The 26,670-nt window shown below is 59.8% G+C and carries 24 protein-coding genes; 12 read left to right on the forward strand and 12 right to left on the reverse strand.

The genetic code is table 11. The annotated features are described in order from the left end of the window. Positions 1-432: 432 nt before the first annotated feature. From PG5_RS31230 to PG5_RS31260, 7 genes are all read left to right on the forward strand, one after another. Positions 433-1,575: a hypothetical protein gene (locus PG5_RS31230; protein ID WP_020801069.1), complete on the forward strand. Its 1,143-nt coding sequence runs from the start codon at positions 433-435 to the stop codon at positions 1,573-1,575. Then, a complete protein-coding gene (locus PG5_RS31235; protein WP_020801070.1) occupies positions 1,559-2,389 on the forward strand; it encodes an NTP transferase domain-containing protein in 831 nt (276 codons plus the stop codon). The genes PG5_RS31230 and PG5_RS31235 overlap by 17 nt, the downstream gene beginning before the upstream one ends. Positions 2,390-2,407: 18 nt before the next feature. Beyond that, entirely contained in the window at positions 2,408-3,535 is a 1,128-nt protein-coding gene (lptF, locus tag PG5_RS31240; RefSeq protein ID WP_020801071.1) for an LPS export ABC transporter permease LptF, read from the forward strand. Beyond that, a complete protein-coding gene (lptG, locus tag PG5_RS31245; RefSeq protein WP_020801072.1) occupies positions 3,532-4,614 on the forward strand; it encodes an LPS export ABC transporter permease LptG in 1,083 nt (360 codons plus the stop codon). Before lptF ends, lptG begins: the two co-directional genes overlap by 4 nt. 79 nt (positions 4,615-4,693) lie before the next feature. Next, positions 4,694-5,878, forward strand: a complete 1,185-nt coding sequence (locus tag PG5_RS31250) for a CDP-alcohol phosphatidyltransferase family protein (RefSeq protein ID WP_042955924.1) — start codon at positions 4,694-4,696, stop codon at positions 5,876-5,878. Continuing rightward, the gene (locus PG5_RS31255; protein WP_141195472.1) at positions 5,868-6,833 is read left to right on the forward strand and encodes a hypothetical protein; all 966 of its coding nucleotides are present in this window, start codon (positions 5,868-5,870) and stop codon (positions 6,831-6,833) included. Before PG5_RS31250 ends, PG5_RS31255 begins: the two co-directional genes overlap by 11 nt. 128 nt (positions 6,834-6,961) lie before the next feature. Further along, positions 6,962-7,780, forward strand: a complete 819-nt coding sequence (locus PG5_RS31260) for a metallophosphoesterase (protein ID WP_020801075.1) — start codon at positions 6,962-6,964, stop codon at positions 7,778-7,780. Between the two features lie 32 nt (positions 7,781-7,812). Here PG5_RS31260 and PG5_RS31265 read toward each other — a convergent pair whose 3' ends face one another. Beyond that, positions 7,813-8,610, reverse strand: coding sequence for an NTP transferase domain-containing protein (locus PG5_RS31265; RefSeq protein WP_020801076.1), 798 nt, complete (start codon positions 8,608-8,610; stop codon positions 7,813-7,815). A gap of 211 nt (positions 8,611-8,821) precedes the next feature. On the opposite strand from PG5_RS31265, the gene PG5_RS31270 reads away from it, so the two are divergent. Both PG5_RS31270 and PG5_RS31275 read left to right on the forward strand, forming a co-directional pair. Then, positions 8,822-11,182, forward strand: coding sequence for an ELM1/GtrOC1 family putative glycosyltransferase (locus PG5_RS31270; protein ID WP_020801077.1), 2,361 nt, complete (start codon positions 8,822-8,824; stop codon positions 11,180-11,182). Between the two features lie 223 nt (positions 11,183-11,405). Further along, entirely contained in the window at positions 11,406-12,869 is a 1,464-nt protein-coding gene (locus tag PG5_RS31275; RefSeq protein WP_020801078.1) for a HAMP domain-containing sensor histidine kinase, read from the forward strand. On the opposite strand, the gene PG5_RS35105 is transcribed toward PG5_RS31275, so the two are convergent. From PG5_RS35105 to PG5_RS31315, 9 genes are all read right to left on the reverse strand, one after another. Then, positions 12,866-13,000 carry a hypothetical protein gene (locus PG5_RS35105; RefSeq protein WP_256229651.1) on the reverse strand — a complete coding sequence of 45 codons (135 nt, stop codon included), beginning with the start codon at positions 12,998-13,000 and terminating at the stop codon, positions 12,866-12,868. The genes PG5_RS31275 and PG5_RS35105 overlap by 4 nt on opposite strands. 322 nt (positions 13,001-13,322) lie before the next feature. Further along, a complete protein-coding gene (locus PG5_RS31280; protein WP_020801080.1) occupies positions 13,323-14,690 on the reverse strand; it encodes an ATP-binding protein in 1,368 nt (455 codons plus the stop codon). Further along, positions 14,687-15,349 (reverse strand): response regulator, encoded by a 663-nt coding sequence (locus PG5_RS31285; RefSeq protein WP_020801081.1) that lies wholly within the window; start codon positions 15,347-15,349, stop codon positions 14,687-14,689. The genes PG5_RS31280 and PG5_RS31285 overlap by 4 nt, the downstream gene beginning before the upstream one ends. Positions 15,350-15,360: 11 nt before the next feature. Then, complete coding sequence (locus PG5_RS31290; RefSeq protein WP_020801082.1) at positions 15,361-16,005, reverse strand: tetratricopeptide repeat protein; 645 nt, start codon at positions 16,003-16,005, stop codon at positions 15,361-15,363. Further along, positions 16,002-16,811 (reverse strand): SDR family oxidoreductase, encoded by an 810-nt coding sequence (locus PG5_RS31295; RefSeq protein ID WP_020801083.1) that lies wholly within the window; start codon positions 16,809-16,811, stop codon positions 16,002-16,004. Before PG5_RS31295 ends, PG5_RS31290 begins: the two co-directional genes overlap by 4 nt. After that, positions 16,798-17,472 carry a TenA family transcriptional regulator gene (locus PG5_RS31300; protein ID WP_020801084.1) on the reverse strand — a complete coding sequence of 225 codons (675 nt, stop codon included), beginning with the start codon at positions 17,470-17,472 and terminating at the stop codon, positions 16,798-16,800. Before PG5_RS31300 ends, PG5_RS31295 begins: the two co-directional genes overlap by 14 nt. Next, positions 17,469-18,950, reverse strand: coding sequence for an AMP-binding protein (locus PG5_RS31305; protein WP_020801085.1), 1,482 nt, complete (start codon positions 18,948-18,950; stop codon positions 17,469-17,471). The genes PG5_RS31300 and PG5_RS31305 overlap by 4 nt, the downstream gene beginning before the upstream one ends. Beyond that, on the reverse strand, positions 18,940-19,617 hold the full coding sequence (locus tag PG5_RS31310) for a thermostable hemolysin (RefSeq protein WP_020801086.1): 678 nt from the start codon (positions 19,615-19,617) through the stop codon (positions 18,940-18,942). Before PG5_RS31310 ends, PG5_RS31305 begins: the two co-directional genes overlap by 11 nt. A gap of 362 nt (positions 19,618-19,979) precedes the next feature. After that, positions 19,980-20,852, reverse strand: a complete 873-nt coding sequence (locus tag PG5_RS31315) for a LysR family transcriptional regulator (protein ID WP_020801087.1) — start codon at positions 20,850-20,852, stop codon at positions 19,980-19,982. A 100-nt stretch (positions 20,853-20,952) separates the two neighbouring features. Here PG5_RS31315 and PG5_RS31320 point away from each other — a divergent pair, with 100 nt between their 5' ends. Beyond that, a complete protein-coding gene (locus tag PG5_RS31320; protein WP_020801088.1) occupies positions 20,953-22,344 on the forward strand; it encodes an aldehyde dehydrogenase family protein in 1,392 nt (463 codons plus the stop codon). 135 nt (positions 22,345-22,479) lie between these two features. Here PG5_RS31320 and PG5_RS31325 read toward each other — a convergent pair whose 3' ends face one another. Both PG5_RS31325 and PG5_RS31330 read right to left on the reverse strand, forming a co-directional pair. Then, positions 22,480-23,724 (reverse strand): saccharopine dehydrogenase family protein, encoded by a 1,245-nt coding sequence (locus PG5_RS31325; RefSeq protein WP_020801089.1) that lies wholly within the window; start codon positions 23,722-23,724, stop codon positions 22,480-22,482. A gap of 27 nt (positions 23,725-23,751) precedes the next feature. After that, on the reverse strand, positions 23,752-24,849 hold the full coding sequence (locus PG5_RS31330) for a carboxynorspermidine decarboxylase (protein ID WP_020801090.1): 1,098 nt from the start codon (positions 24,847-24,849) through the stop codon (positions 23,752-23,754). A gap of 270 nt (positions 24,850-25,119) precedes the next feature. Here PG5_RS31330 and PG5_RS31335 point away from each other — a divergent pair, with 270 nt between their 5' ends. Then, positions 25,120-25,866, forward strand: coding sequence for a hypothetical protein (locus PG5_RS31335; protein WP_020801091.1), 747 nt, complete (start codon positions 25,120-25,122; stop codon positions 25,864-25,866). A 181-nt stretch (positions 25,867-26,047) separates the two neighbouring features. Further along, a complete protein-coding gene (locus PG5_RS31340) occupies positions 26,048-26,254 on the forward strand; it encodes a hypothetical protein (RefSeq protein WP_033044665.1) in 207 nt (68 codons plus the stop codon). Positions 26,255-26,670: the final 416 nt, after the last annotated feature.

Raw genomic sequence — 26,670 nt, forward strand, 5'->3', positions numbered from 1 at the left:
GTGGCCGTTACCGCAGGAACGGATATGTACACATGAAAGACAATTATCGCCTGCCAGGACGCCATCGCCGGCAAGCCTGGCTCCTACAGGTAAAAGCGAAACCCTAGGTGGTCGTTACCGCAGCAACGGATATGTACACCTGAAAGACAATTATCGTCTGCCAGCACGCCTTCGCCGGCAAGCCTGGCTCCAACAGTAAAAGCGAAACCCTAAGTAGGCGTTACCGCAACAACGGATATACACCCAATCCAAACATGCACCTGCAACCCCCAAACCTAAAGTGAACAGCATTACACGGATTACCGAGCTTTTACTGGATCACTGGCACCCTTGTTTTCTGCACGTACGCCCTACGCCAATACTTCAGCTACGCTCTCTGAGGTACTAAGAAAGGGATACGAGTTCAACTGCTTCGGACTTTTGTGGCCAACGATGATCAATAAGAAGTTGCCAATCATTACGCGACCCGTCCTCACAAGCCTGGACCTCAAGACATTCATCAGTTTCCCCGGCACCCTGTATCGCAACGATCCTTGCTGGATCGAACCGATTCATTACGAGCGCCATGAACTCCTTTCGCAAAAGAATCCAGCCTCCCCTCACCTGACGTGGCAGGCGTGGCTGGCCTGGTCGGGAACTGAAGTGGTGGGGCGGATCACCGCACAGATCGACAGCCTTCACCGGCAATTACACGGCCATGATTCAGGGCACTTCGGAATGCTGGAAGCCGTGGACGATCCCGCTGTATTCGACAGCCTGTTCGCAGCGGCAGAAGCCTGGCTGCGCGAACATGGCGCTGCACGCATCACGGGCCCCTTCAACCTGACCATCAACCAGGAAAGCGGCTTGCTGGTAGAGGGATTCGATCATCCCCCTTCCGCCATGATGGGCCACGGACAGCGTTTTTATGACCAAAGGCTCGCCGCCCTTGGCTACCGGCAAGCCAAGGATTTGCTCGCCTACTGGATGCGCACCGATCAATTGCATTTCCCGCCAGCGTTGTCTGCGATGATGGCGCGCGAGCGAAAGCGCGTGGTGATCAGGCCGCTGGACCCGCGTCAGTTCCGGCGGGACATGCGCATCCTGCGGGAAATCTTCAATGACGCCTGGAGCCGCAACTGGGGTTTCGTCCCCTTCACCGAATCCGAATTCTACGAGCTTGGCAGCCAATTGAGGCTGCTGGTCCCCAAGGACTTGCTGTACATCGCCGAAGTCGATGGCGAGCCCTGCGCGTTTATCGTGGCCATGCCTAACATCAACGAGGCGATCGCCTCGCTCGACGGGCGCTTGCTGCCCTTTGGCTGGATACGCCTGCTGTGGCGGCTTTACGTCAAAGGCGCGCGGACTGCACGCGTGCCCCTGATGGGCGTCAAGCAGGCTTACCAGTTCAGCCGATTGGGGCCTGCACTCGCCCTGCTGTTGATCGAAGCGCTCAAGCCGCCCTTCGTCAAGCGCGGCATAGAAGCCCTGGAAATGTCGTGGATCCTGGAATCGAATGCGGTGATGCGCAAGATTCTCGAACAAATCGGCGCCACCGCCTACAAGCGCTACCGGATCTATGAAAAGCACATTTGAGGTCAGGCCGTTCACCGCGCTGGTCCTGGCTGCTGACCGGGGGCCGGCCGATCCCGTTGCTGCCGTGGCCGGGACTTGCTGCAAGGCATTGGCGCCGGTGGCCGGGGTTCCCATGGTTCGTCGAGTCGTCGAGGCGCTGGCGGCCAGTGACCGGATCGACCGGATCGTACTCGTGGGGCCTGCGCAAAATTTGATGGCGCAAGAAGCCTCGTTGGCGCAACTGCTGGACTGCGCCAGCATCAGTTGGCTGGAACCTGCCAACTCCCCCAGCGCCAGCGCGGCGCTGGCGCTGGCGCGTCAACCCGCAGACAGTCCCGTGTTGGTGACCACGGCGGATCATGCACTGCTAAGTCCGCAGATCGTCGACTATTTCCTTGCGCAAGCGACTTCAGGCGGCCATGACTTTGTGGTGGCGGTAACGCCGCTGGACACGGTGCTGGCGGGTTTTCCAGGCACCCGGCGCACCAGCATCCGGCTTCGCGGCGGTCCTTATTGCGGCAGCAACCTGTTCGCCTTCATGACCGAGGACGCGCGACGTCTCGCCAGCTACTGGCAACGGGTCGAACACGATCGCAAGCATCCCAGGCGGGTGATCGCCGGCGCTCTGGGCGTCGAGGGAGTACTGCGATATTTGTTGGGTCGATTGACCCTGGAACAAGCGCTGCAACAGCTTTCCAACCGGTTGGGGGTGAGTCTCGGGGCGGTGGTCATGCCCTTCCCGGAGGCCGCTATCGATGTCGATTCGCCGCTGGATTATCAAATGGTGGAGAGAATTCATGCCCAGAGAAATCAATCGATACCGAGCGATACCTGATGGATCCTGGCGGCAGGAATGCTCAATCGCCCCAGCGCGGCATGGGCAAGGCGACCGGCCGGGATCCAGGGCATGTTCCTGATCGAACGCTACGTGATCGCCGAGATCCGGCGGCCGGTGATCGTGATGGTCAGCATCCTGGTGTTCATCTTTGCCAGTTATTCGGTAGAGCGGTATCTCGCTGACGCCGTCGAGGGCACTCTCGCCTTGCAAGCGGTACTGGAGATGGTGTTCTACAAGGTACTGATTGCCCTCGAAATGCTAGTGCCGGTGGCGTTGTATGCCTCGGTGACCCTGGCGGTGGGACGTCTTTGCCATGATTCTGAAATCATTGCGATAGCCGCTTCGGGTGCAAGCCCGCTGCGGATCTATCGGGCCGTCCTGTTGCTGGCCATTCCGATCTCGCTGGCGGTGGCCATGCTTTCGCTCTACGGGCGCCCCTGGGCTTATACGCAGGCCTATGTGCTGGAACAGCAATCGCGAACAGACCTGGACGTCAATCATCTGCAGGCACAACGGTTCAACCTGAACAATGAAAACGGCAGGATGATCCTGGCAGAACGCATTGACCGGACTGATGGCCGGCTCCACGATGTGCTGATCTATGACCCGGGTGACTCGAAAACCCGTGTATTTCGCGCCAGGCAGGCGAGGATCCTGGATCCGAACCCAGACGATCCGATCGTGGAGTTGACGCAAGGCCATTCCTATTTGCTCAAGCACAGTGCTTCTCGGGACATTTCGGAAAAGTTCGAGCATATGCGACTGCACTTGCTACCCATCGAACGGGCCGCCGAGGGTAAGCGCAAGGCCGCCCCCAACGAAGTGCTGAAGGCTTCCAGCGCGCCCTCGGACAAAGCTGAATTGCAATGGCGCCAGACGCGGGGTGTAAGCGCCATGGTCCTTGCATTGCTCGCCATTCCGTTAAGCCGTACCCAGCCCAGGCAGGGACGGTTTGCGACCCTGCTGCCCGTGACCGCCGTCTTCGCGGTGATCTACTACGCAGCGGACATCTGCAAGACGATGGTGGGCAACAGTACCCTGCCCTTGTATCCGGGCTTGTGGACAGTGCCGCTGCTGATGAGCCTGGCCCTGCTGGTTTTCCTGGCGCGCGACCTGGCAAACTTTCGGTTCGGCTACCGATGAAAGTCCTCGATCGCTACATAACTCGCCATGTGTTCTTCGGTTTTGCGGCCGCGGCAGCGCTGCTGCTACCGTTGTTCACCACCCTCGACCTGGTGGGTGAATTAGACGACGTGGCGCCCGGCGGGTATCGGTTGAGCCAGGCCATCGAAGTCGTGTTCCTGACGCTGCCGCGCCGTGTCGTCGAGCTTGGCCCCTTTATCGCCCTGCTGGGTGGCATTGCCGCGCTGGGGCAATTGTCAGCCACCCGGGAACTGACGGTCATGCGCGCCACCGGGCTGTCGATTGCCCGGATCGGGTTCACGGCGACAGTGGCCGGTCTCGCGCTAGCGCTGTCATGGGCGGCGCTGGATGAGTGGGTGGCCTCTCCCCTGCAGCAAAATGGCCTGGAGCTGCGCAACGAAGCCATCGCCGCCGGTGCGCAGGCGAGCAACGATCAAGGCAGTGTCTGGGCTCGACAGGACGATCAGATCGTCCGTATTGGCAATCTTGCGCACAAACGGTTGCCGGTCAATATTGAGATTTTCAGGTTCGATAACGACCGCTCACTGGTTTCCTACATCTTTGCCGAGACGGCGGACATATTGGACGCAGGCCAGTGGCGTTTGAACAATGTCCAGGTGAAACAGTGGGACCAGGGCGCTGAAACGACGCAACAACTCGACCAAATGCCCTGGCGTTCGATTTTTGGCAGTGCGCGATTGGGCGACATTACGCTGCCGACCGAAAGCCTGTCTGCCCGCCAGCTCTACCGTTACATCGCGTACCTCAAAGGCTCGGGCCAGCCCTCGGCACAATATGAAATGGCGATGTGGCAAAAGCTCGGGCGACCGATCCTGACCCTGGCGATGATCCTGTTCGCCATCCCGTTTGCCTTCGCACAACCGCGCTCGCCCAACCTGGGTGCACGGCTGGCTTTGGGTGCGCTAGTCGGGTTAATGGTCTATGTAAGTAATCAGATCATCGTAAACCTCGGTCTACTGCTAAAAATGAACATCCTGGTCACTACTTTGGGGCCGGCCCTGGTCTTGCTCGCAGTGGCTATTGTGATCGTGGCGTATCTGGACCGGGGCAGTCGTTGAAACCGTCATGCTGTTCAATGGACAGGGCGTTGGCGCCCGCTCCTTCAATCAATGTGATTCGGCGCAGGCGCAACCAACAATGAAGACTCCCGTATACCTGATCTGCAGCTGCCCGGTGCGGCTGTGGGGACTGACCTCCAGGGAGCGAGTGGGCCGTATGCTCGCAAAGTTTCCCAACGCCCATCTGTGCAATGCGAACGATCCGTTGCCGGCACAAGGCGAGGTGGTCCTGCTGCGCGAGGATTACCTTTACGACGACCGCGTGCTCCAGGGGCTGCTGGCAACGCCTGAGATCGCGCTACAGGACCCGCGCACCGGCACCATTGTCGCCGCCCACGCCAGTGTCGAGCGGCTCGCCCACTTGCCCAGCCTGGACACTGACGCCGTCGCCGGATTACGCAAAGTGGTTCCCGGCACCGTGGCCACCGCGATGCAGACGCAACTGCGCAAATTCGATCCTCCCTGGGTCGCGCAAATCACCGCCGCCAACCAGGCGCATCTTGAGAAGTCTCTGTTCAACGGCTCCTACAAGGGCGTCACCGATTTCATCACCCGGGCGATCTGGCCTGTCCCTGCTCGCTGGGCCACCGTCTGGTGCGTGCGGCTGGGGCTCAGTCCCAACCAGGTCACGGCAGCAAGCTATGTCCTGGCCATCGCCGCAGGCTTTCTGTTCTGGCATGGATTATTTGGCGCGGGCCTGCTGGCCGGCTGGTTGATGACGTTCCTGGATACGGTGGATGGCAAGCTGGCACGCGTCACCGTGACCTCCACGCGCTTCGGAAACCTTTTCGACCATGGCCTGGACCTGATTCACCCGCCGCTCTGGTACATCGCCTGGGGAGTGGGCTACGAGGCGACCTGGGACTCGGCCATACCCCTCGAGCCTGTGCTCTGGGCCATTTGCCTGGGCTATATCGCAGGCAGGGTTTGCGAAGGTGCGTTCAAGCTGGCCGCGCCTTTTTCGCTGTTTCTCTGGCGCCCCTTCGACTCACTCAACCGGCTGATCACCGCGCGGCGCAACCCCAACTTGCTCATACTGACCAGCTTATGGGCGTTCGATGCCCATGACACGGCGTTGATCTGGGTGGCCGTCTGGACCTGCGTCTCGACGCTGATCCTGGGGGTGCGCACGATGTCCGCCCTTGTCTTGAAGCACCGAGGCCAGCCGCCGCAGCCCTGGCTCAGTCGAATCGACATGAGCGCTGAACGCGACCGCTTGATCGTGCGGATGTTCGCGCCCCGCTCGGGCCTCAATGATGCATGAAGCCTGCCCGCCGCCCCCTGCGAAGCTGCTTGAACAGGTCAGGGAGCAGTGCACGCAGCCGATGCCCGAAGAGGTGCAGGCAATTGTCCAGGCATTGCACACACGCTTGGGCGATGCATTGGTGGCGCTGCTGGTCTACGGTTCATGCCTGCGCAACGGCGATCTCACCGATGGCATGGTCGATGTGTATGCGCTGGTCGATAGTTACGCTCACGCTCATCACACGCGCTTGCAGCAGCTTGCCAATGCCTGGCTGCCACCCACGGTGATCCTCGTCAGGGCTGTGGCGGCCGATGGGCAAATACTCCATGCCAAATGCGCCATCCTGTCGCTGCAGGACTTCGAGGCGGGTACCGGTTCGTGGTTTCAAAGCTACCTCTGGGCCCGCTTCGCCCAGCCCTGCCGGCTGGTTTATTGCAAGGACGAGTTAACGCGCAAGCGTATCCATTTCGCCCTGGCTCAAGCCGTGATGACCCTGATGGGTCGCTGTGTCGCCACTCTGCCGGATCGATTCGACAGTTTCACCCTGTGGGAGAGATCATTGTCGCTGACCTACCGGACCGAGCTGCGTCCCGAGTCAGCTGATCGCCCCAGGCAGCTCGTCAGGCATGACATGGACTATTATTCGCGCATCACCCGGGCAGCCGCGCCTGCGGTGACGCAAATGGCGGCCTGTGCGGGCGCAGAAGACAGTTATCGCAACCTTTGCCCGATGGCCACGCGTCGAGGTAATGAACGTCTGTGGAAATGGCGGCGGGTCCAGGGAAGAACCTTGAACGTGGCGCGGCTGGTCAAATCCTTTTTCACCTTCGAAAACGGTGTCGACTACCTCATATGGAAGCTGGAACGCCACTTGGGTGAGCCTGTCGTCGTGACCCATCGCTTGCGTCGTTTTCCACTGCTCTTCGGCTGGCCATTGCTCTGGCGCCTGCTCAAAAGCCGCCGGCTTCGCTGAAGAAGTTGCTGCTCGCAATGCGAACGATGGAGGCGCCCCATGAACGTGGAAAAGAACGTGGTCAGTGGCACCAACGGACGACAAATCAAGCGCCAAGCCCTGTCGGGTATAGAGGATGTCCAGCAACGATGACCCGTCTCCTGCATATTTCCGATACCCATTTCGGCACCGAACAGCTCCCCGTCATGCAAGCCTTTGAAACGCACGTCCAGGCCCACGGCGCCGACCTGGTCTTATTCTCCGGGGACATCACACAGCGCGCCCGGCGCGGGCAGTTCGCCTCGGCGCAGGCATTCATCAACCGCATCAAGGGCTATGGAATACCGCAAGTCCTGACGATCCCCGGCAACCACGATATCCCCATGTTCAACCTGTTCGCGCGCCTGTTTTCACCCTACGGGAATTATTACAAGTACATCGACAGCAACCTCGCACCCGTTTTCGAGAATGACGATGCCTTGATCATTTGCTTGAACACAACCCACCCGGCACGCCGAAAAGATGGCAAGGTCACTGCCCGGCAAGTCGAGGAAGTGGCTGAACGGCTACAGAAATGCGATCCGCAAAAATTGCGCATCGTCGTCGCTCATCAGCCGTTCGGCGCAATCGTCGCCAGCGACCAACGCAATCTGCAGATCGGTGCAAGGGCTGCACTGGAACGCTGGGCCTCGTCCGGGCTCGACTTGGTGATGGGGGGGCACATCCATCTTCCCTATGTGCTGGCACTCAGCACGCAATACGGCGCATTGTCCAAGGAAATCTGGGGGGTGCAGGCGGGAACGACCCTCTCGTCACGTTTACGTGGCAATGCCCCCAATTCGTTCAATCGAATCCATCTGGACAAACGAACAAGGCGCGTCACCGTCGAACGCTGGGAATATTCTGCCTTGCGCGACACCTTTGAGCCCAGCATCGAGTCTCATTGTGACTGCCCGCCTGGTCGATAGACGAGCTTGAAACCCCAACCTCAGGAGCAGCCCTACTCTCCCTCCGCGAGGGTAATTGCCGTCCCTTGCTTGCGGCATACCCAGGGCCTGACCAGTGCCTGCGCAGCCCTGAGATCGGCAGGAAAGTCCAGCTCAGCCCAGCCCAATCCTTCGATGGATTGCGCGAACACTTGCCCGGTAGTCCCTGCGAGGTGATCGATGATGCTCAAGTACCACCTTTGCAGGGCTTCAGGACGTCGCATGCTGTCTTCCAGCGCACTACGAAACAGTGGTCCTCCACCGGCCTGAAAATGCATCATGCCGATAGACTCCCCGTCGACATGATCGAGCGGAATCAGTTTACCGATGGCGCTGATTCGATCACCGATCAGTTGGACTTTCATATCGTCGCTGTCGTACGCCAGTTTCTTGTCGACCGCGAGCGTAATCGCCCTGGCAGGTGCATCAAGCAATCGCTCCAGGACTGGGTGGTCGAATAACGTATCGCCATTGAGCAGGATGAAATCGTCATGCATGATCTGGCGAGCCATCCAGCAACTGGCCAGGTTATCGGCAACTTCAAAGAACGGGTTGTAGATCGTGGAAATGACGCCAGGCCCGTAACGTTCGTTCAGCACCCGTTCGACCTGCTCTGCGCCATAGCCGATGACCGCGGTGATCCGGCTTATCCCGGCGGCCATCAGAGCATCGATCTGCCACTCTATGACCCGCTGCCCACCGACCTCGATCAGGCACTTGGGGGTGTTCGTCGTATAGGGAAGAAGCCGTCGTCCTTGGCCGGCGCTCAACAAGATTGCAGCTGTACGGGTGCGTTGTTCGAATAGACCCATTTCTCCCGGGCTCCCATTTAAGGATTTGAACGAGCAGGACCCTGCGATCATTTAAAGACTTGGTTGGAAGACTAGAACAATCCATTCGCTGAGTTAAACCTTTCGACACCCGCCCATCGCCTCGATTCAAAAAAACACCGCACGCAAACTTTATCCTCGACTTGCGTATTTCGCTCTATGCTGTGGAGATTAATGTTCCGAGGAAACGCCCATGCGCCTGGAGGGTTCAGCACAGTCGTCCTCAAGCATCGGTACCTATGACCCCGCTACCCCAGGGGACATTGGGGAACACATCGCGATACCGCGCATCGAGCCGATCGTCTTGGCAGCCCGAGCCGGGGCACCGCAGGCACCTGCCGTGCGCATATTCCTGGGTACCGAACCTGCCCAATATCGCGCTGAGCGCATGTTTGTCTATGCGCTGGAACAGGTGCGCAACCCGGACCGCCGTTATGAGGTCTACCGCATGACGGGCCTGCCCGGCTTCAACCAGGCGGGCTGGCGCACCGGCTTTACCAATTACCGCTTCGCTATCCCGGACCTGGCGGGGCGCCACGGTCGCGCGCTGTACAACGACGTCGATCAACTCTACACCGCCGACCCGGCCGAGCTGTTCGACCAACCGATGGGCGAGCACGGCTATCTGGCGCTCGCGCCCAGGGAAACGGCCGTCATGCTCATCGACTGCGAACGGATGCGCTGCTGCTGGAACATGCAAGCAGCCACCACGACCAGCAAAAAAAAGCTGCATGCGCTCGCCTCCGAGATACCGGGCTGCTTCGGCGTTCTGGATGCCATCTGGCATGCTCGGGACTTGGAATACAAACACGGCGAGTCCCGGTTGCTGCATTACACGACGCTGCATCTACAGCCCTGGAGACCTCTGCCGGCGCAATACAGCTATCAGATTCATCCCTACGCGGAAATTTTTCTCAGCCTTGAGGAAGCGGCGGACGCCAGTGGGTATGAGCTCTACACGGCAGCACAGCCCAGTCCGCGATTCGTCCACTGCAGTCGGGAAGCCACCACTCTACCGGCGCTTATCCCGCAAGATGCCAGGCTGCTCAGTCGCAAGCTGCAGTGTACGAATCTCGGATTGATCGGGCGCTGGCAACCCACGGAGGCGCACGGCCCAACGGTCAGGCAATTGGATATCGAGCAGCTTCGCCAGGTCGATTTACCTCCCCAGGATTTCATCGCGGCCCAGGGTCTTGAAAAGCTGCCGCCGGAAGACTTGCCCTGGGTCATGGATCGCCTGTTCAACCAGGCTTCCCGATTGCTTTATATTCACGCAAGGCTCAGCGGTGATGGTTCGATGACCAGCTCTGTCAGCGGCTGGCGACGACTGCTGCGGCGCATCGCGCGGCGCTATCCGGATCGTTGCTGGCAGCTTGATTGCGTGGACGAAAAAGGCCACACGCAACGCTTCGTCGCGGACTATGCATTACGGCGCAAAGCGGCCGAAAACCCCAAGGTCTGGGTGCTACTGAGTCAACATGCCGGCGACAATGCACAGCTGATAGCCATGGCCGACGCACTGGGTTGGCCCTACGAATGCAAACAGATCACCACACCCCCACGCCCTTATCTGCTCGACGCCCTGTTGGGCACCCGGTTGCCCATACGGGCAGTCCCGGGCCTGAGCGCGCCCTGGCCAGACCTGGTATTGAGCGCAGGACGGCGCTGCGCCCAGGTTGCCCAATGGATCAAGCATCGCTCCAAGGGCACGGCAAAACTGGCCCATGTGGGACGTGCCCAGCTCCCGTTGTGGCGCTTCGACCTGGTCTTGTCGACCCCGCAATATGGGCTTGCCCTGGCAGACAACGTAGTGGACCTCCCTGCCCCGTACATGAATCCGCGTACGCTGGATCAGGCGCAACTGGAGCGATGGCGACAGCGCTTCACTTCGCTGCCTCGCCCCTGGATCGCCGTCCTCGTGGGAGCCAGTGCCGCACCTTATTGCATGGACACGGAATCAGAAGTTCGACTTGGCCGTGAAGCCAATGCCGCGGTCAAGGCCCTGGGTGGCTCGATCCTGTTATCGACCAGCCCGCGCTCATCGGCGACAACCACCGACGCGTTGCTGTCTGCCATTGACGTTCCATGCTGGGCGTATCGATTCGGTGAGACGCAAGACAATCCCTACCCTGCATTTCTCGCCCTGGCGGATGGATTTATCGTCACCGGCGACAGCCTTTCAATGCTCACAGAGGCTTGCATGACCGGGCGTCCGGTAGCGGTATTTCCGCTGCCCATCCAACGCAAGGGCAAGGCCCGGCTTCGCCACTCACTGGAGCAACGACTGGGGGTCATCGACCGGACAACGGGGGTACGTGGCACGCCCAAGCAGCAGGAGGGCTTCAGCAGGTTCTATTTCAAGCTCGTGTCGGGCGGATTGATCAGGCGCGAACGACAATTCGAACAGGCGCACATCGCGCTTGGCGTCATGCCCCTGCCACAAGGGCTTTTGCAAGCGCCTTTGGTTTCCCCGCAATTGCTCGCCAGCGCACGCGAACGCGCCATTAACGCCATTCGCGGGTTGATATCCGGCGAACGCCCGTCAAGTGATTGATCAGCCCCCGCCAATAGCGCAACCGCTATTACTCGCCCCGGGGAACCTACCCCCATATATGGGGGGGGTAATACCCGCTTCGCACCGGCGTTCTTCCTGGAGAAATGGCTGAAAGATGCACCGCCCAAGCGCAGCGTTGCATTGGCATGGATGCTGCTATTCACCCAAGGCTTGCTTGAGAGGTTGAAGCTGCTGAAAAGCAGCATACCCAGGAGTACTCCCTATGCCTGCAATCGACGTGCTGTATAAACGCTTTCTCCCTGGAACCGTTGACGCGATTGCACCCACTCAACAATTCAATCTCCTGCGCTGGTTTTCGATCGTCAGTTTCGTACTGATCAGCGTGATCGCTTTCGGGGTGGGTTCGTGGTCGACAAGATTTTTGGTCGCCGAAAGCCTTGAACGCGATGCGCTGATAACAGCGCAGTTCATCCAGACCATTGCCAAAGGTGAGATACGTCACCACGGGCTGGCGGGTAGACAGATCGGGGAGGTGCTCACCTACGCTCGACACCAGGCGATACCAGAAGAAAAGAAACAAAGCGCACAGCCCGCCAGCTTCGAGTTCCTGGACTATCTTGCGCATCTTCCGAACTCGCTCTTGATCAATATCTATTCCCCAAATCGAACAGTGGTCTGGTCAACCAACCAGAAGCTGGTTGGCCGAGCATTTTTGAATGACGAGCTTGAACAGGCATTCAGTTCCAAAGAACGGATATCCACCAAATACAGCAATGTCGCTGCGGACCGCAGTGAACAAAAATTCCTGTACCCCCCGAAAAAGTTCTTCATCGAAAGCTACATCCCTCTGGTCGATGACCGGGGAAATATTCTGGCGGTGGTTGAAATCTACAGGGAGCCCATCGACCTGATTGAACGCCTGAACCACGGTCACTGGATCATCTGGTTGTCCACCATGGGTGGCCTGCTTGTTTACTTCGGGATTTACTGGATTGCCCGACGAACATCGATCCAGTTGGCCTCGCAAGAGGCTCAAGTCGTTGCCAACAAGACCTACGTTGGCTTGGGCGAAATGTCCACTGCCGTCGCCCATAGCCTGCGTAATCCTCTGGCCTGCATCCGCTCAAGTGCGGAATTGGCAAATGACATTCAGGGCCAGCCTGCAAAGAAGCAGCTCGACGATATTATTAGTCAGGTGGAGCGGATGTCGCGATGGGTGCAGGAATTGCTCCTGTGCCTGGGTCCGATCCGCGGGGAGGCGCAACGGGTGGATCCGATGGAGATGATACAACTCACACTCAACAGTTTCAGCGCACAACTGAGTCAATCGAAAATCCAGGTCGAGTTCAAAAATGAACCCACGCCCTGGGTAATCAGCAATCCACTGCTGCTCTCGCAGATTTTAGGCAGCGTCATTGCCAATGCCATGGAAGCGATGCCGACGGCAGGAAAACTGAGCATCGTGGCTCGCCTGGATGATGCCCATCAATGGCTGCACCTGACCATTGGCGACACCGGAGGTGGATCTTCCCGGCAACAGCAAATGATGGCCTTCAAATCGTTCTACACCACCCGACAAGGTAGGCTGGGTATCGGATTTATCATGGTGAAGCAGATCATGGAAAGCTTTGGCGGCGATGCGAGCCTGATAATCGATGAAAAACAGGGCACCTGCGTGCACTTGAGTTTCAGGGTCCAGGACAGGAGAACCCACGCACCGCGCTAATCCTTGGCGGGTGCACGCTGCAATACGAACAGGATGAACAGGACGATCGCCGAACTGAAGACCAGGCGCGAGCCGAAATGGTCAGCCAACCAGCCACTGATATAGGGCAAGAAAATCAAAAGCCAAAGCAAAAGCAAGGCGGCCTTAAAGTCGAACTGAGTGCAGGTCTGTCGCCGATCCCCTGTGGGAGCGAGCCTGCTCGCGATGGACGTCAACGATAACGCGCCCTGTCTGGATGAACGCGTTGTCTGGACATTTTTCGCGAGCAGGCTCGCTCCCACAGTGGATTGCGGATATCTGAAAAAGTCAGGTCGGTTTTAAGGCCGCCTCGCTTTGGCGTTAGATTTGGGCGCATGCCGAGCCTTAGCGAGGCACCAAGTGGTGGGGCAAAGCTTTTTTGCGTGGTTGCTCTTCTGAGTAACCTGGGCACTTTGCGTCATGTCCATGGCAAGGTCAAAAGCGCCGAATTTCCAACGAAGCGCGCAATCCCCCCTCTAAGCGATTCTCCAGTTTGACCTGCCCGCCCAGGCGATCCGCGATGGCCCGAACGATGGTCAGGCCCAAGCCTGCTCCCTCGTCATTTGCCCGGCTGTAGAATCGTTCGAACAGCCGCTCACGGTCCTCTTCCTTGATCCCCGGCCCCTCGTCCTCCACGGACAATTCATAGCCCTGTTCTGTTTTGGCCAGCCTTACGGTGATCACCCCGTGCACAGGCGAGAAGTTCGCCGCATTGGTCACCAGATTGTTCAACGCAATGTCGATGGCAGCGGGATCGATTCTGACCTGGCTGACGTCGCCGCTGACATCGAACACCAGTTCCAGGTTTTTACCCAACAGCCAGGGCGTCAACTGAATCAGGCTGTCGCGAACCGTGGCCTCCAGGTCAATGTATTCCGGTGGTCGAATGGCTGCCTGGGGTTCGATGCGCGCCATCGTGAGCAATTGGTTGACCAGTCGGCTGGTACGGTCCACGCCGGCGATCAGGTGCTCCAGTGATGCGCGGCGCTCCTCCTCGCTCTCCGCCTCCATCAAGTTCTGGGCATGCACCCTCAGCACCGCCAGCGGCGTGCGCATTTCGTGGGCGGCGTCAGCGATGAACCGTCGCTCACGCCCCAGAACTTCCTGGATCTGCGCGAGCACGCGGTTGAGCGCCGCTTGCATGGGCTCCAGTTCGCTGGGCAGTGGCGACAGGTGCAAAGGCTCCAATGAACCGCTGTGCCGTGCGCGCAGGGTCGCCGCCATATTTGCCAGCGGCTTGAGGCCCCAGCCGATGGCCAGCCAGACCATCACCGCGAGCAACAGGCTGCCCAACACGTTGGGCCAAAGGGTATGACGCACGATCCGGTCGACCAGGTCCGCCCGTACGTCATCCCGCTCACCGACCCAGATTCGCAGGTGATTCTGCTTGTCCTCCAGCAGGAACGCGCGCCAGTGGCGGTTATTCAGGTCCACTACATCGCTAAAGCCGGGCGTAGAGGGGGCAGCAGTGAAAGAGGGAGCGCTGGCAGTGTGCACCAGCACTTCGCCCTGGGGATTCCAGACCTGGAAGGCAATTTTTCTTTCATAGGGATGACCGTCACCCCTGGGCACCGCTTCGCCCAGGGCCTCGTTGAACGCCTGGTACAACTCGGCGTGTTCCTTGCTGGCCAGTGGCATGCGGAACACGCCTTGCAGTAATCGCGCGTTTTGCGCGAGTTGGGCGTCGTAGACTTCGGCAATTTCGTGATGGCTGTCGTACAGGTTCAAGGCGCTGATCACACCCAGGCCCGCGAGCATCAGGCCGATGATCAGCGTCAGGGTACGACGGCGGATCGACGTCACCGACGCTCCTCCACCAGATAACCGACGCCGCGAACGGTACGGATCAGGTCGGTGGAGAATTTCTTGCGCAGGTGATGGATGTGCACTTCCAGGGTGTTGCTTTCAGCCTCTTCGTTCCAGCCGTAGAGCAACTGCATCAAATGGTCGCGGGTCATGACCCGGCCCGGGGGCGAAAGGAGTTCATGCAGCAGCTGATACTCCTTGGGCGTGAGCGCCACCGGTTCGCCCTGGTAGCTGACTTGCTGGGTGCCAGGGTTGAGCCGGATGCCAGCGTGCTCGATCAACGCCTGTGCGCGGCCGGCACTGCGCCGCAACAGCGCCCGCAGGCGCGCCTTGAGTTCGGCTAAATCGAAAGGCTTGATCAAGTAATCGTCAGCCCCGGCGTCGAGCCCGGCTATGCGGTCTTCGGTGGCATCCCGGGCCGTGAGAATCAGCACCGGCAGGTTCGAACCGCTGTCGCGCAGGCGCCGCAGCACTTCGAGCCCGTCCATGCGCGGCAGGCCAAGGTCAAGCAATGCCAAGTCAAAGGTTTCGCTGAGCAATGCATGCAAGGCGCTGCTGCCATCGCGCAACCAGTCGACGGTATAACCTTCGCGCTCCAGGGCTTGATGAATCCCTTCACCGAGGGCCACGTCATCTTCAATCAGTAGTAAACGCACGCGGACTCCTGTCAGCCGAGTTTCTTGTTCACATCCACCAGCAGTGTTTCGATCTCTTTGCGACGCCCGGCATCGGCGGTTTCCCGCCCTGGCCGAGGGGCGGCCGACAGGGCCTTTTGCAATGCTGCCCTGGCCTCAGCGTAGCGCTTTTGACGGTAGAGGTGATCACCCCAAAAGTACAGGCTGTCGATGCCATTGGGGTTCATCTGCAAAGCGACCTTGAGCAATTGCTCGGCTTTGTCCGAGTCACCGAAACCGATGGGCCATCCCGGCACACGATCATACAACGCGCCGAGGCTGGTGTAGGCCGAACCTTGCAAGGCCTTGGGGTCCAGGGTCAGGGCTTTTTCCAGATATTGCTTCGCGTCCTTGACCTTGCCAAGGGCTCCGAGCCCCCCTTGGGCGCCGGCCCAACTGCTGGTGACGATGCCGGACCAGATCCAGGCCTCAGCCACCGATTGGCGCTCCTGGGTAAACGCTGCCGCCTGGGTGGCGAGCTTTTCGAAGGCGGCGGTGCGTTGCTCCTCTGGCAACTCGTACTGAATATGCGCCCAGCTTTGCTGGATGCCATTAAGACGTTGCTGGTCGGCGGCGTCCAGGGCCCAGACGCTCTGGCTCAAGGCTCCCAACAGCAAATACGCGGCAAATTTTTTCATGGCTCGAGGTTCTCGTTGTCTGGTTTTTGACTCAGGCGGCGAATCAGCGGCAATTGCTTGCGCAGGCCCCGATCCACCAGGTTGGGCAACAGGCTGTTGAGGCGCACGAAGAAGCGCTCCGGCCAGCCCAGGTACAGGTCGCGGCGGTCGCCGGCGATGGCGTGGATGACCGCCGAGGCGACGGTCTGCGGGTCGTCGACGCTGGATTTGAGAGCGTCATTCAAGGCCTGCGCCGCCGGGCTGTTCATGCTTGTATGGGTGGCGCGCGGTGCAACGTACAACACACCGACCCGGGTGTCCGCCAATTCCCGGCGCAGGGCTTCGGAAAACCCGCGCAGGGCGAATTTGCTCGCGCAATAACTGGCGTAACCGGCATAGCCAATCGAGCCATAGGTCGAGCCGACATTCACCACCATGGCGCTGTCCGCCTGCTTGAGCAGTGGCAGCAAGGTTTTGGTCAGGCAAATTGGCGCGCTGATGTTCACCGCCAGCGTCGCGTTGATTTCGCTGTCTTCGAGCTGTTCGAGCATGGCGAAGTGGTTGACCCCGGCCGCATTGATCAGCAGGTTGATCCCGCCCAAGGCTTCGGCGGCGGCCAGCACCTTGCGCCGGTCGGCCTGCAATGTCAGGTCGGCGCCCACCCAGAACAGCCTGTCCCGATAGCGTTCGAGCAAGTGCTCCAGCGCCTCCCGATGTCGGGCCACGGCCAGCACCGTGGCGCCACTGGCGCACAGGGCGGTGGTGATCGCCAGGCCAATGCCGCCGCTGGCACCGGTCAGTACCACGCGAGTCTCAGACAGACGCATGCGGGTTCTCCCCGTCGTGTGGCAGGCCACGGAACATGTCGGCGTAAAGCCGGTAAACCACTTTGGAGGCGTGAATGACGGCGGCCTGATCGCCAGGGTCGTCCAGTTTGTTCATCAGTCGGCGGTAAGTTTGCATATGCTCGATGTCCAGCGACCCATGGGAATCGAGGTAGCTGAAGGCGCTTTGCGGCAGGGCCAGACGTTCGCGAATGCTGCCGGCGGCATGGGTGGCCAGGGCGATGCTGGTGCCTTCCAGCACATTGACCATGCCGAACAGCCCCACCGGGTTGCCCCGGGCAATCAGGTCGTAGAGAAAGCTGACCATCAGTTCGATGGCCAACGACGGCTGGCCGCCGCGCACCGCCTCCTTGTCGCCGCCACAGGCCTGAATGTCATCGAGTACCCATTGTTCGTGGCCGTATTCATCCTCGATGTACTCGCACACGGCTTCGCGCAGCCACTCCAGGCGTGACGGCAGGCGTGCACCGCAGGCCATCATCAACGGCACGGTATGGCGCACGTGGTAGTAAGCCTGGGCCAGAAAGGCCCGGTAGCTCTCCAGGCTGACCTTGCCTTCGAGGGCATCGACGATGATCGGCAGATTGAACAGCGTACTGCGCTCCTGGTGGGTGGCCTCTTGCAGGGTGTCGAAAAAGCTCATGATGCGGGTTCCTCGAATAGTACCGACTCAGTCAGCTGCGCCCGGTATCGCTCGACGATGGCGTCGCGGCGTGGTCGACCGTTGGCTGTCAGCAGGCCATTTGTAAAGGTGAAGGGTTGTTCCAGACGGGTCCAGTGCTGGACCCGGGCGTAATCGGGCAAGGCCTCGTTTGCCTCGGCCACGGCGGCGGCCAATTGCTCGTCCGAGCAGTCCGCACGGTGCGGCCAGAGCAATGCATGGTTGCCCGGCAGGGCTTCGCCATGGACGAAGGCCTGGGCGATATGACGGCGCTGGGTCAGTTCGGCTTCGACCCATTCGGGGTTGACGTTGCGCCCGAAACTGGTGACGAACTGATGTTTCTTGCGGCCCTTGAGGTAGAGGAATCCCTCCTCGTCGAACTCACCGAGGTCACCGCTGGGCCACCACTCATCAGCGTGCGGTGCCTCCCCCAGGTAACCCAGCAGGGTCGAGCCCTTGATCAGCACTTCGCCGTCGTCGGCCAGGCGAACCTGCACATGGGGCAAGGGGCGGCCGACACTGCCAGGACGGCAGGCTTGCGGTGTATTGAGGCACACCACCGACGCACATTCCGACAATCCGTAACCCTCGTAAGCCGGCACGCCTGCACGTTGGGCTCGATGCAACAGATCTTCGCAAACCCGTGCGCCACCCACGGCGGCAAAACGCAGGTGCTGTGGGTCGAAGGCTTTCTGCTCGGCCGCGCTGACCAGCATCAGCAGCAACTGCGGCACCAGGATCAGGCTCTGGGGCGATCGTTTCGCCAGGCACGCCAGCAGTTGCGGCACATCCACGCCACTGGCCCCCTGGATCCCGAGGGTTTTCTGGCTGGGCAGGCTCAAGGTCGCGCCGGCATACAACGCGGCATAACAACCGATGTTCTCCAGCAAAATGGCGAGCGGCAGCAGCGCCAGATGATGCTGCGGATGGCAGCTTCGACTGGCCTGATCCAGTTCGCGGGCGACTCGCAGGATGCTGTCGGCACTCAAGCACACGCCTTTGGGTGTCCCCGTGGTGCCGGAGGTAAACGTCAGTTTGGCGGTGCCTTCGGGCATCCGGTTCGAGCCACTGAAGGTACGGCGCCAGAACTCGCCGGATTTTTCATAGCCGCCCGCTTGCAGTTCGGCTGTCTGTTGCGGTTCAGCGATCACGCTTTCGGCCTGGCTCTGTTCCAGGCAATGACTGCGCTGCGTCGGGCTGAAGAAAGGCGGTAACGCGACACACGTCAAGCCTTCGAACAACGCAGCCAGGTCCCAGAGCATCGCCTCGACACCATTGTCCAACGCCAGGGCAAGCACCTTGATGTGTTCATCGCGCAGTCGCTGCTGTCGCTCGATCACTTCGGCGTACAGGGTGGCGTAGTCCAGTTTCAACTGATCGCCCCACAAGGCAATGTCATCGCCCTTGCGAGCGGCATGATCGCGCAGTGTCCGTTTGAAACGCTCCACTTCAGGCGACATGGCAACACCCCTCGATGGACGAAGGCAAACCCAGTCGACTGAACAGACCTATATTGCGTAAATGAATAAACCCACTGCGGATATTGCCAACGTGGACCCAGGGCTTGCTTTCGTAGTAACTGCCCCAGGCATGGCGGTCCTCGCCCAAGCGCGCAGGATCGGCGGCACACAGTGTCACCGGCTTCAAACCCAGGCGATGGAAGCTGTTCACCAGGCCAATATTGCCGGTGAACGCCACCCACTCCAGGCCGCCCATGGCCAGCACATAGGTCATCGCAATGATGCTCATGCGCGCGCTGCCCGTGTCGGCGGCCGCCAGATTGCCGACTTCGACGATGGCGGATCGCTCCACGGTCCGGTCCGCCGTGGCACTGATCAGCGGATCGATCGGCCCGTCCAGATAGCCCTCCAGAAACAGCGGTTGTGTGTCTGCCAGTCGCACGCCAGCCACTGCGCACAAGGCACCGTACGCGTCGTTCATGCCAAACAGCTCTGGCATGAAATGACGGATGTCGGCGCCGTGGGCTTTGCGAAAACGTTGCTGGATGAAGCCTTCGAAGACGGTCCGCTGCTCGTCGCCGGGCAAAGCCCTGAGGAGACTCATTGGCGGTGTTTCGGCTTGGCCGAAATACAGCGGCAACTGCACATTCCAGTTGAATTCGGACATGAAAAAAACACCTCCCCCGGATCAATTGGGAGAAGTATCAAAGGGATTTCTTAACGAAGTCTGAAGATGACAAAAAACTGCCAGGGCGCTGAACCTCGACCTTCAGCGCCCTGCCCCCCTCAGGCCCTCGTGGTTTTCTGCAAATTCCCTCGCAGGGGGTTGATGGTTAACGAGGGCGCCAAATCACAACTGCATTATCATCCGCCAGAACGAGTCACCCTATGGGGTCTGGAGCAAACCCCGCTACCAGCATTTGTCAGGAGCGCGCAGGCGTGGAGGCGTTTCGGGCCAGTGCAATGGCGCCCGCTGGCGCCAACCAATTTTCTTTGAACACGCCCTCCGCATTCCAGCCCCGCTTACCGCTAACTCATCGCTTCACACCGCTCCTCCAGCAAGCGCACGAACATGGTCAGGCTCTGCGACACCGTGCCCCTGCGCCAAACCAGCCAGGTGCGCAAATAACGGAACGATTCCGACAATGGCCAGACGCTGACCGTGCTGCAGCCGGGCATGCTCTGCAGCATGCTGCGCGGCATCAGGGCCAGGCCGGCACCGGCGCTGACGCAGGCGAGCATGCCGTGGTAGGACTCCATTTCGAAGATCTTGCCCGGCACTGCAGCGTCGTTGGCGAACCAGCTTTCGAAGTGATGGCGGTAGGAGCAGTTGGAGCGGAAGGCGTAGATATTTTCGCCGTTCACGTTCTGAGCGCGATGGATCGGGCTGTGGTTGAGCGGTGCAATCAGCACCATTTCTTCTTCGAATGCCGGTACGCCTTCCAGCGCCGGGTGCAGCACCGGGCCATCGACAAACGCGGCGGTCAGGCGGCCCGCCAGCACCCCGTCGATCATGGTCCCGGAAGGTCCGGTGGACAGGTCCAGCTCGACCTTGGCGTACTGCTGGTTATAAGCCGCCAACAGTTCGGGAATCCGCACTGCTGCGGTGCTCTCCAGGGATCCCAGGGGAAATGTACCCTGGGGTTCTTCGCCGGCCACCGTGGCGCGGGCCTCCTGGACCAAGTCGAGAATCCGTCGGGCGTAGTCGAGGAAGCTCCAGCCGGCTGGCGACAGGCGCAGGCGGCTTTTTTCGCGGATAAACAGGTCGACACCCAGATCCTGCTCCAGTTGCTTGATCCGCGTGGTCAGGTTCGAAGGCACCCGATGAATGTGCTGCGCGGCGACGCTGATGCTGCCGTGCTCGGCGACAGCCTTGAAAATCTCGAGCTGAACCAGGTCCAATTCATTCTCCAAACGTGAACAAGACGCTCATTATTATTCAGTTTCAAGAAAACATACAGCACCGTAACCTGAGCCCATTCTTACCCCGCAGGACGGTGCCATGACCAACATATCCAGCCTTACCCACGCCATTTCGATCAACCCGGCGACCGGTGAACAGATCGGCCACTATCCTTTCGAATCCGCAGCGGCAATGGACGCGGCCCTGTCGCGTTCCGCCAACGGGTTCCGCGCCTGGCGCCGCGAACCGGTTGCACAACGCGTGCAACGATTGATTGCCCTTGGCCAGGCATTGCGCGACAACGCCCAGGCCATGGCCACCATGATTACCCTGGAAATGGGCAAGCCGATCGCCCAGGCCCGCGGTGAAATCGAAAAATGTGCGCAGCTCTGCGACTGGTATGCCGAACACGGCCCGGCCATGCTCAGCGCTGAACCCACCCTGGTCGAAGGCAACAAGGCGCGCATCGAATATCGCCCGCTGGGCCCGATCCTCGCGGTCATGCCGTGGAACTTCCCGATCTGGCAAGTGCTGCGCGGTGCGGTCCCGACCCTGCTGGCCGGCAATACCTACGTGCTCAAGCACGCGCCCAATGTGATGGGCAGTGCCTACCTGCTGCTGGACGCCTTCAAGCAAGCGGGTTTTGCCGAGGGTGTCTTCGAGGTCATCAACGTCACGCCGGACGGCGTTTCCAAGGCGATCGCCGACCCACGCATCGCCGCCGTCACCCTGACCGGCAGTGTGCGAGCCGGCATGGCCATCGGCGCCCAGGCGGGTGCGGCACTGAAGAAGTGCGTGCTGGAACTGGGCGGTTCCGATCCATTCATCGTGCTCAATGATGCCAACCTCGACGACGCCGTCCAGGCGGCCGTGATCGGTCGCTACCAGAACACCGGGCAAGTCTGTGCGGCGGCCAAGCGGCTGATTGTCGAGCAAGGCATAGTCGAGGAATTCACCCGGCGCTTTGTCGACGCCACGCGCAAACTGGTGGTCGGTGATCCACTGTCCGCCGAGACGTACATCGGCCCGATGGCCCGCTTCGATCTGCGCGATGAACTTGATCAACAGGTGCGCGACACCCTGGAGGAAGGCGCGACCTTGTTGCTGGGCGGCAAGAAAGCCCAAGGCCCGGGCAACTTCTATGAGCCTACGGTGCTGGCGGGGGTCACTGACCAGATGACTTCATTCAAACAGGAGCTGTTTGGACCGGTCGCTTCGATCATCACCGCTCGTGACGCAGCGCATGCGCTGGAACTGGCAAACGACAGTGAGTTCGGTCTGGCGGCAACCGTCTATACCGGCAATGTCGAGCAGGCCCAGCAGATGGCCAGCGAACTGGAAACCGGTGGGGTCTTCATCAATGGCTACTGCGCCAGTGACCCGCGCGTGACCTTTGGCGGGGTGAAGAAAAGCGGGTTCGGCCGTGAGCTTTCGCACTTTGGCGTGCGCGAATTCTGCAATGCACAGACGGTGTGGCTGGATCGCCACTGATCGAATCTGCGCAGTTGATCCAATGTGGGAGCGAGCCTGCTCGCGATGGTCGTTAACGATGACGCTGGTTTACTGAATAAACGCAGCGCTCGTCAGTCCATCGCGAGCAGGCTCGCTCCCACAAAGTCCCTATCCTCAGGCGTTGCAGTCCCACGCACGGTCGCCGTGCTCGTCCTTGATACGGGTCGGCAGGCCCATCACGTCCAAAGCCTTGAGGAACGCCTCGGCTGGCAGCTCCTCGACGTTGACCATGCGCTGCACGTCCCACTCACCACGGGCTACCAGCAGGGCTGCAGCCACCGGTGGTACACCGGCGGTATAGGAAATGCCCTGGCTGTCGGTTTCGGCAAAAGCTTGCTCGTGGTCCGCAACGTTGTAGATGAACACTTCGCGCGGCTGGCCGTCCTTGGTGCCCTTGACCAGGTCACCGATGCAAGTCTTGCCGGTGTAGCCAGGCGCCAGCGAGCTCGGATCAGGCAGCACGGCCTTGACCACCTTGAGCGGCACGACTTCCAGGCCTTCGGCGGTCTTGACCGGTTGCTCGGAAAGCAGGCCGAGGTTCTTGAGCACGGTGAACACATTGATGTAGTGCTCGCCGAAGCTCATCCAGAAACGTACGTTAGGCACGCCAAGGTTCTTCGACAGCGAGTGCACTTCATCGTGACCGGTCAGGTACAGGTTCTGCGAACCGACTACCGGCAGGTCGTCGGTGCGCTTGACTTCGAACATGGTGTTGCTGGTCCACTGGCTGTCCTGCCAGCTCCACACCTGCCCGGTGAACTCGCGGAAATTGATTTCCGGATCGAAATTGGTGGCGAAATATTTGCCATGGGAACCGGCATTGACGTCGAGAATATCGATCGAATCAATGCTGTCGAAATACTGTTGTTGGGCCAGTGCCGCATAGGCATTGACCACACCCGGGTCGAAGCCCACGCCGAGGATGGCGGTGACGTTCTTCTGCTGGCATTCCTCGAGGTGCTTCCACTCGTAGTTGCCATACCAGGGTGGCGTCTCGCAGATCTTGCCCGGCTCTTCGTGGATGGCGGTGTCCAGGTAGGCCGCGCCGGTATCGATGCAGGCACGCAGCACCGACATGTTGAGGAAAGCGGAGCCGACGTTGATGACGATCTGCGATTCGGTTTCACGAATCAGCGTCTTGGTCGCCTCGACGTCCAGGGCATTGAGGGTGAATGCCTTGATTTCAGCGGGCTGTTTGAGGCTGCCCTTGGCCTTGACGCTGTCGATGATGGCCTGGCATTTGGAGATGTTGCGCGACGCGATAGCAATACGACCGAGCTCGTCGTTGTGCTGCGCGCACTTGTGGGCCACCACCTTGGCGACACCTCCTGCACCAATGATAAGTACGTTCTTCTTCAATTTTTCTCTCTCTCCTTCTCAGCCAGCTTACGAGAGGCTGGACATATAGTCGTTGTAACCGAACTCACGAACCACCTCGACAGTACCGTCGAGTTGTTTCACTACGATGGACGGCATCTTCAGGCCGTTGAACCAGTTCTTCTTGACCATGGTGTAGCCCGCGGCGTCGACGAACGACAGGCGGTCGCCGATGGCCAGCGGACGATCGAACTGGTACTCACCGAAAATATCGCCGGCCAGGCAGGATTTGCCGCACACCATGTAGGTGTGCTCACCCGCGCTCGGGGCCAGCTTGGCGTTCAGGCGGTAGATCAGCAGGTCGAGCATGTGGGCTTCGATAGAGCTGTCCACGACCGCCAGGTGCTTGCCGTTGTAGAGAGTGTCCAGCACGGTGACTTCCAGCGACGCACTCTGGGTGATCGCCGCTTCGCCCGGTTCCAGGTAGACCTGCACGCCGTACTGTTGCGAAAACGCCTTGAGGCGTGCGCAGAACTCATCCAGCGCGTAGCCTTCGCCGGTGAAGTGAATACCGCCACCGAGGCTGACCCACTCGACCTTGTGCAGCAAATGACCGAAACGCTCTTCGATGGTGCACAGCATGTCGTCGAACAGGCCGAAGTCACCGTTCTCACAGTTGTTGTGGAACATGAAGCCGGAAATCTGCTCGATGACCTGCTCGATCTTCACCGGGTCCCACTCGCCCAGGCGGCTGAACGGCCGTGCCGGGTCGGCCAACAGGTAATCGGAGCTGCTCACCTGCGGATTGACCCGCAGGCCACGGACCTTGCCTTCAGACGCTTGCGTGTAGCGCTGCAACTGGCCGATGGAGTTGAAGATGATCTTGTCGCAGTTGTCGAGCATCTCCTCGATTTCGTCATCGGCCCAGGCGACGCTGTAGGCGTGAGTCTCGCCAGCGAATTTCTGCCGACCGAGCTTGAGTTCGTAGAGCGACGACGACGTGGTGCCATCCATGTATTGCTGCATCAGGTCAAACACCGACCAGGTGGCGAAGCACTTGAGTGCCAGCAGGGCCTTGGCCCCGGACTGCTCGCGCACGTAGGCAATCTTTTCCATGTTGCCCAGCAGCTTTTGCTTATCGATGAGGTAGTACGGCGTTTTGATCATTTCGAGGCCTCCGGCAAGGCCAGCCAAAAAAAGGATGCGCATTGTGCCCGCACTGGCCACATATCGAAAGAGCAGAAGTGCAGTTCGTCGGACAAGGATCCGCACGGCAACCCCGCAAAGTCGCACTCATGGACGACAAAAAGATGACACCAAGGCCAATTGCCATCTTTTTCGAGAACTCACCGACGACCGGTCATACGTTGTACCAAAACCGACTATTGTTGTTAGTGACAGGTCCGTCTCGGACCCTAGTACGCTGATGGAGTTCTCATGAATAGAACCAGTCTTGCTGCTGTTGTCACCTCCCTCCTGGCGGGCGTCGCCCCCTCATTCGCTGGCGCAACACCTTCTGAAAACCCTGTTTTTTCCGTCGGCCTGCTGGGAAGCTACAGCGAGCTGGAGTTTACAGGCCGCAGGACCAGCAGTTCCGAGCATATTCCCGAAGCAGGACTGTTCCTCAACTTCGGCAACAAGATGACGGGCCGGGGCGGCCTTGTGTATCAGGCAGAAATCACCGGGCAGTACTCCGAAGAAAAGCATCAACGCGTCACCGATGGCCAGGCCGACCTGGACCTGGGCTGGAGGATGGCCCTGGATGCCGACAATTTTTTCGACGTTTTGATCGGAGCAGGCTATAAGTGGAACCGTTATGACCCGGATTTCCACAAATACGACATCAATCTCACCAATCGCACTCCCTTCGCTAAAGTCGCAGCCGGCTACAACCACGCCTTCAGCACCTCAACCTTGCGCCTGGAAGCTGGCGTTCGCAAGGTCATCAACGGAGATGCGCAGCTGGAAATCCACAACGTGGACAGCGAGGAACAGGACCTCAAGGACACCACCAATCCATTTGTCGAACTGAGCTGGCTGTTCAACCAGGAGGGATCGATTCCGGTGATTGCCAGCCTTTACTACAACCGCTTCAAATACGACCTGGACGGTCAATTTCAGCTAACCGACTTCGATAAGCAGACCCGGGACGAGTACGGCGTAAAGCTCGGCATCGTGTTTTAACCCGAGGCCGATAACCTTTCGTCGCAAATGAAATCGCCAGGGGTAATCCCGGCCTTCTCTGGCGTGGGGATTGCACCGGCCCGCGTTAGCCATCGCGAACGACATAAAACTGACGCGATGGCCATCCAATCAACGCTAAAGGACTCCAGCAAAACGCTTGGTCAGTCACCGGAGATGTAACGTGTCAACTCTCAACGAAATCGCAGCGAACCACGCGAGAATGGCTAAGGCAAAGGAACTAGAGTCGACCGGACTGAGCGAGCGACAAGTGCATATTGTGGGAAGCATTGAAATCTCCTCCCCCGTCGAGCAACCGCATGTGCCTTTGCACCTTGTTGCGGCAGCCCAGGACAACAACCTCGTCCAGGTATCGGCCTTTGTAGCCTGACGGTACTCGATGGGAGAAACCACCCAGGCTATTTTTGCTGGATTCTTTTGGCGTACATATCCATTGCTGCGGTAACGGCTGCTTATGGTTTCGCCCTTTCTGCAGGAGCGAGCTCGCTCGCGAAAAACCTGAGAGCCCCCCGGGGTGTCAGGCTTCCCGCGTCATCGTTGACCTCCATCGCGACGGTGCGACGATTCGACATGCTCGCTCCTACAGGGGTCGTCGCGATGGGCCATCGTGGTTTAACGGGGCGCTCGCGATCAAAAGCAAAGCGAGGCGGCCTGACAGCCGACCTGACTTGAAGTGAATACGCCGATCGTTCCCACGCTCTGCGTGGGAATGCATCCTGTGACGCTCCGCGTCACCATTGCGCACGGCTCACGTCATGCGTCGTCAGTGGAACGCAGAGCGTCCCT

Source organism: Pseudomonas sp. G5(2012), assembly GCF_000408945.1.
Classification (GTDB): domain Bacteria; phylum Pseudomonadota; class Gammaproteobacteria; order Pseudomonadales; family Pseudomonadaceae; genus Aquipseudomonas; species Aquipseudomonas umsongensis.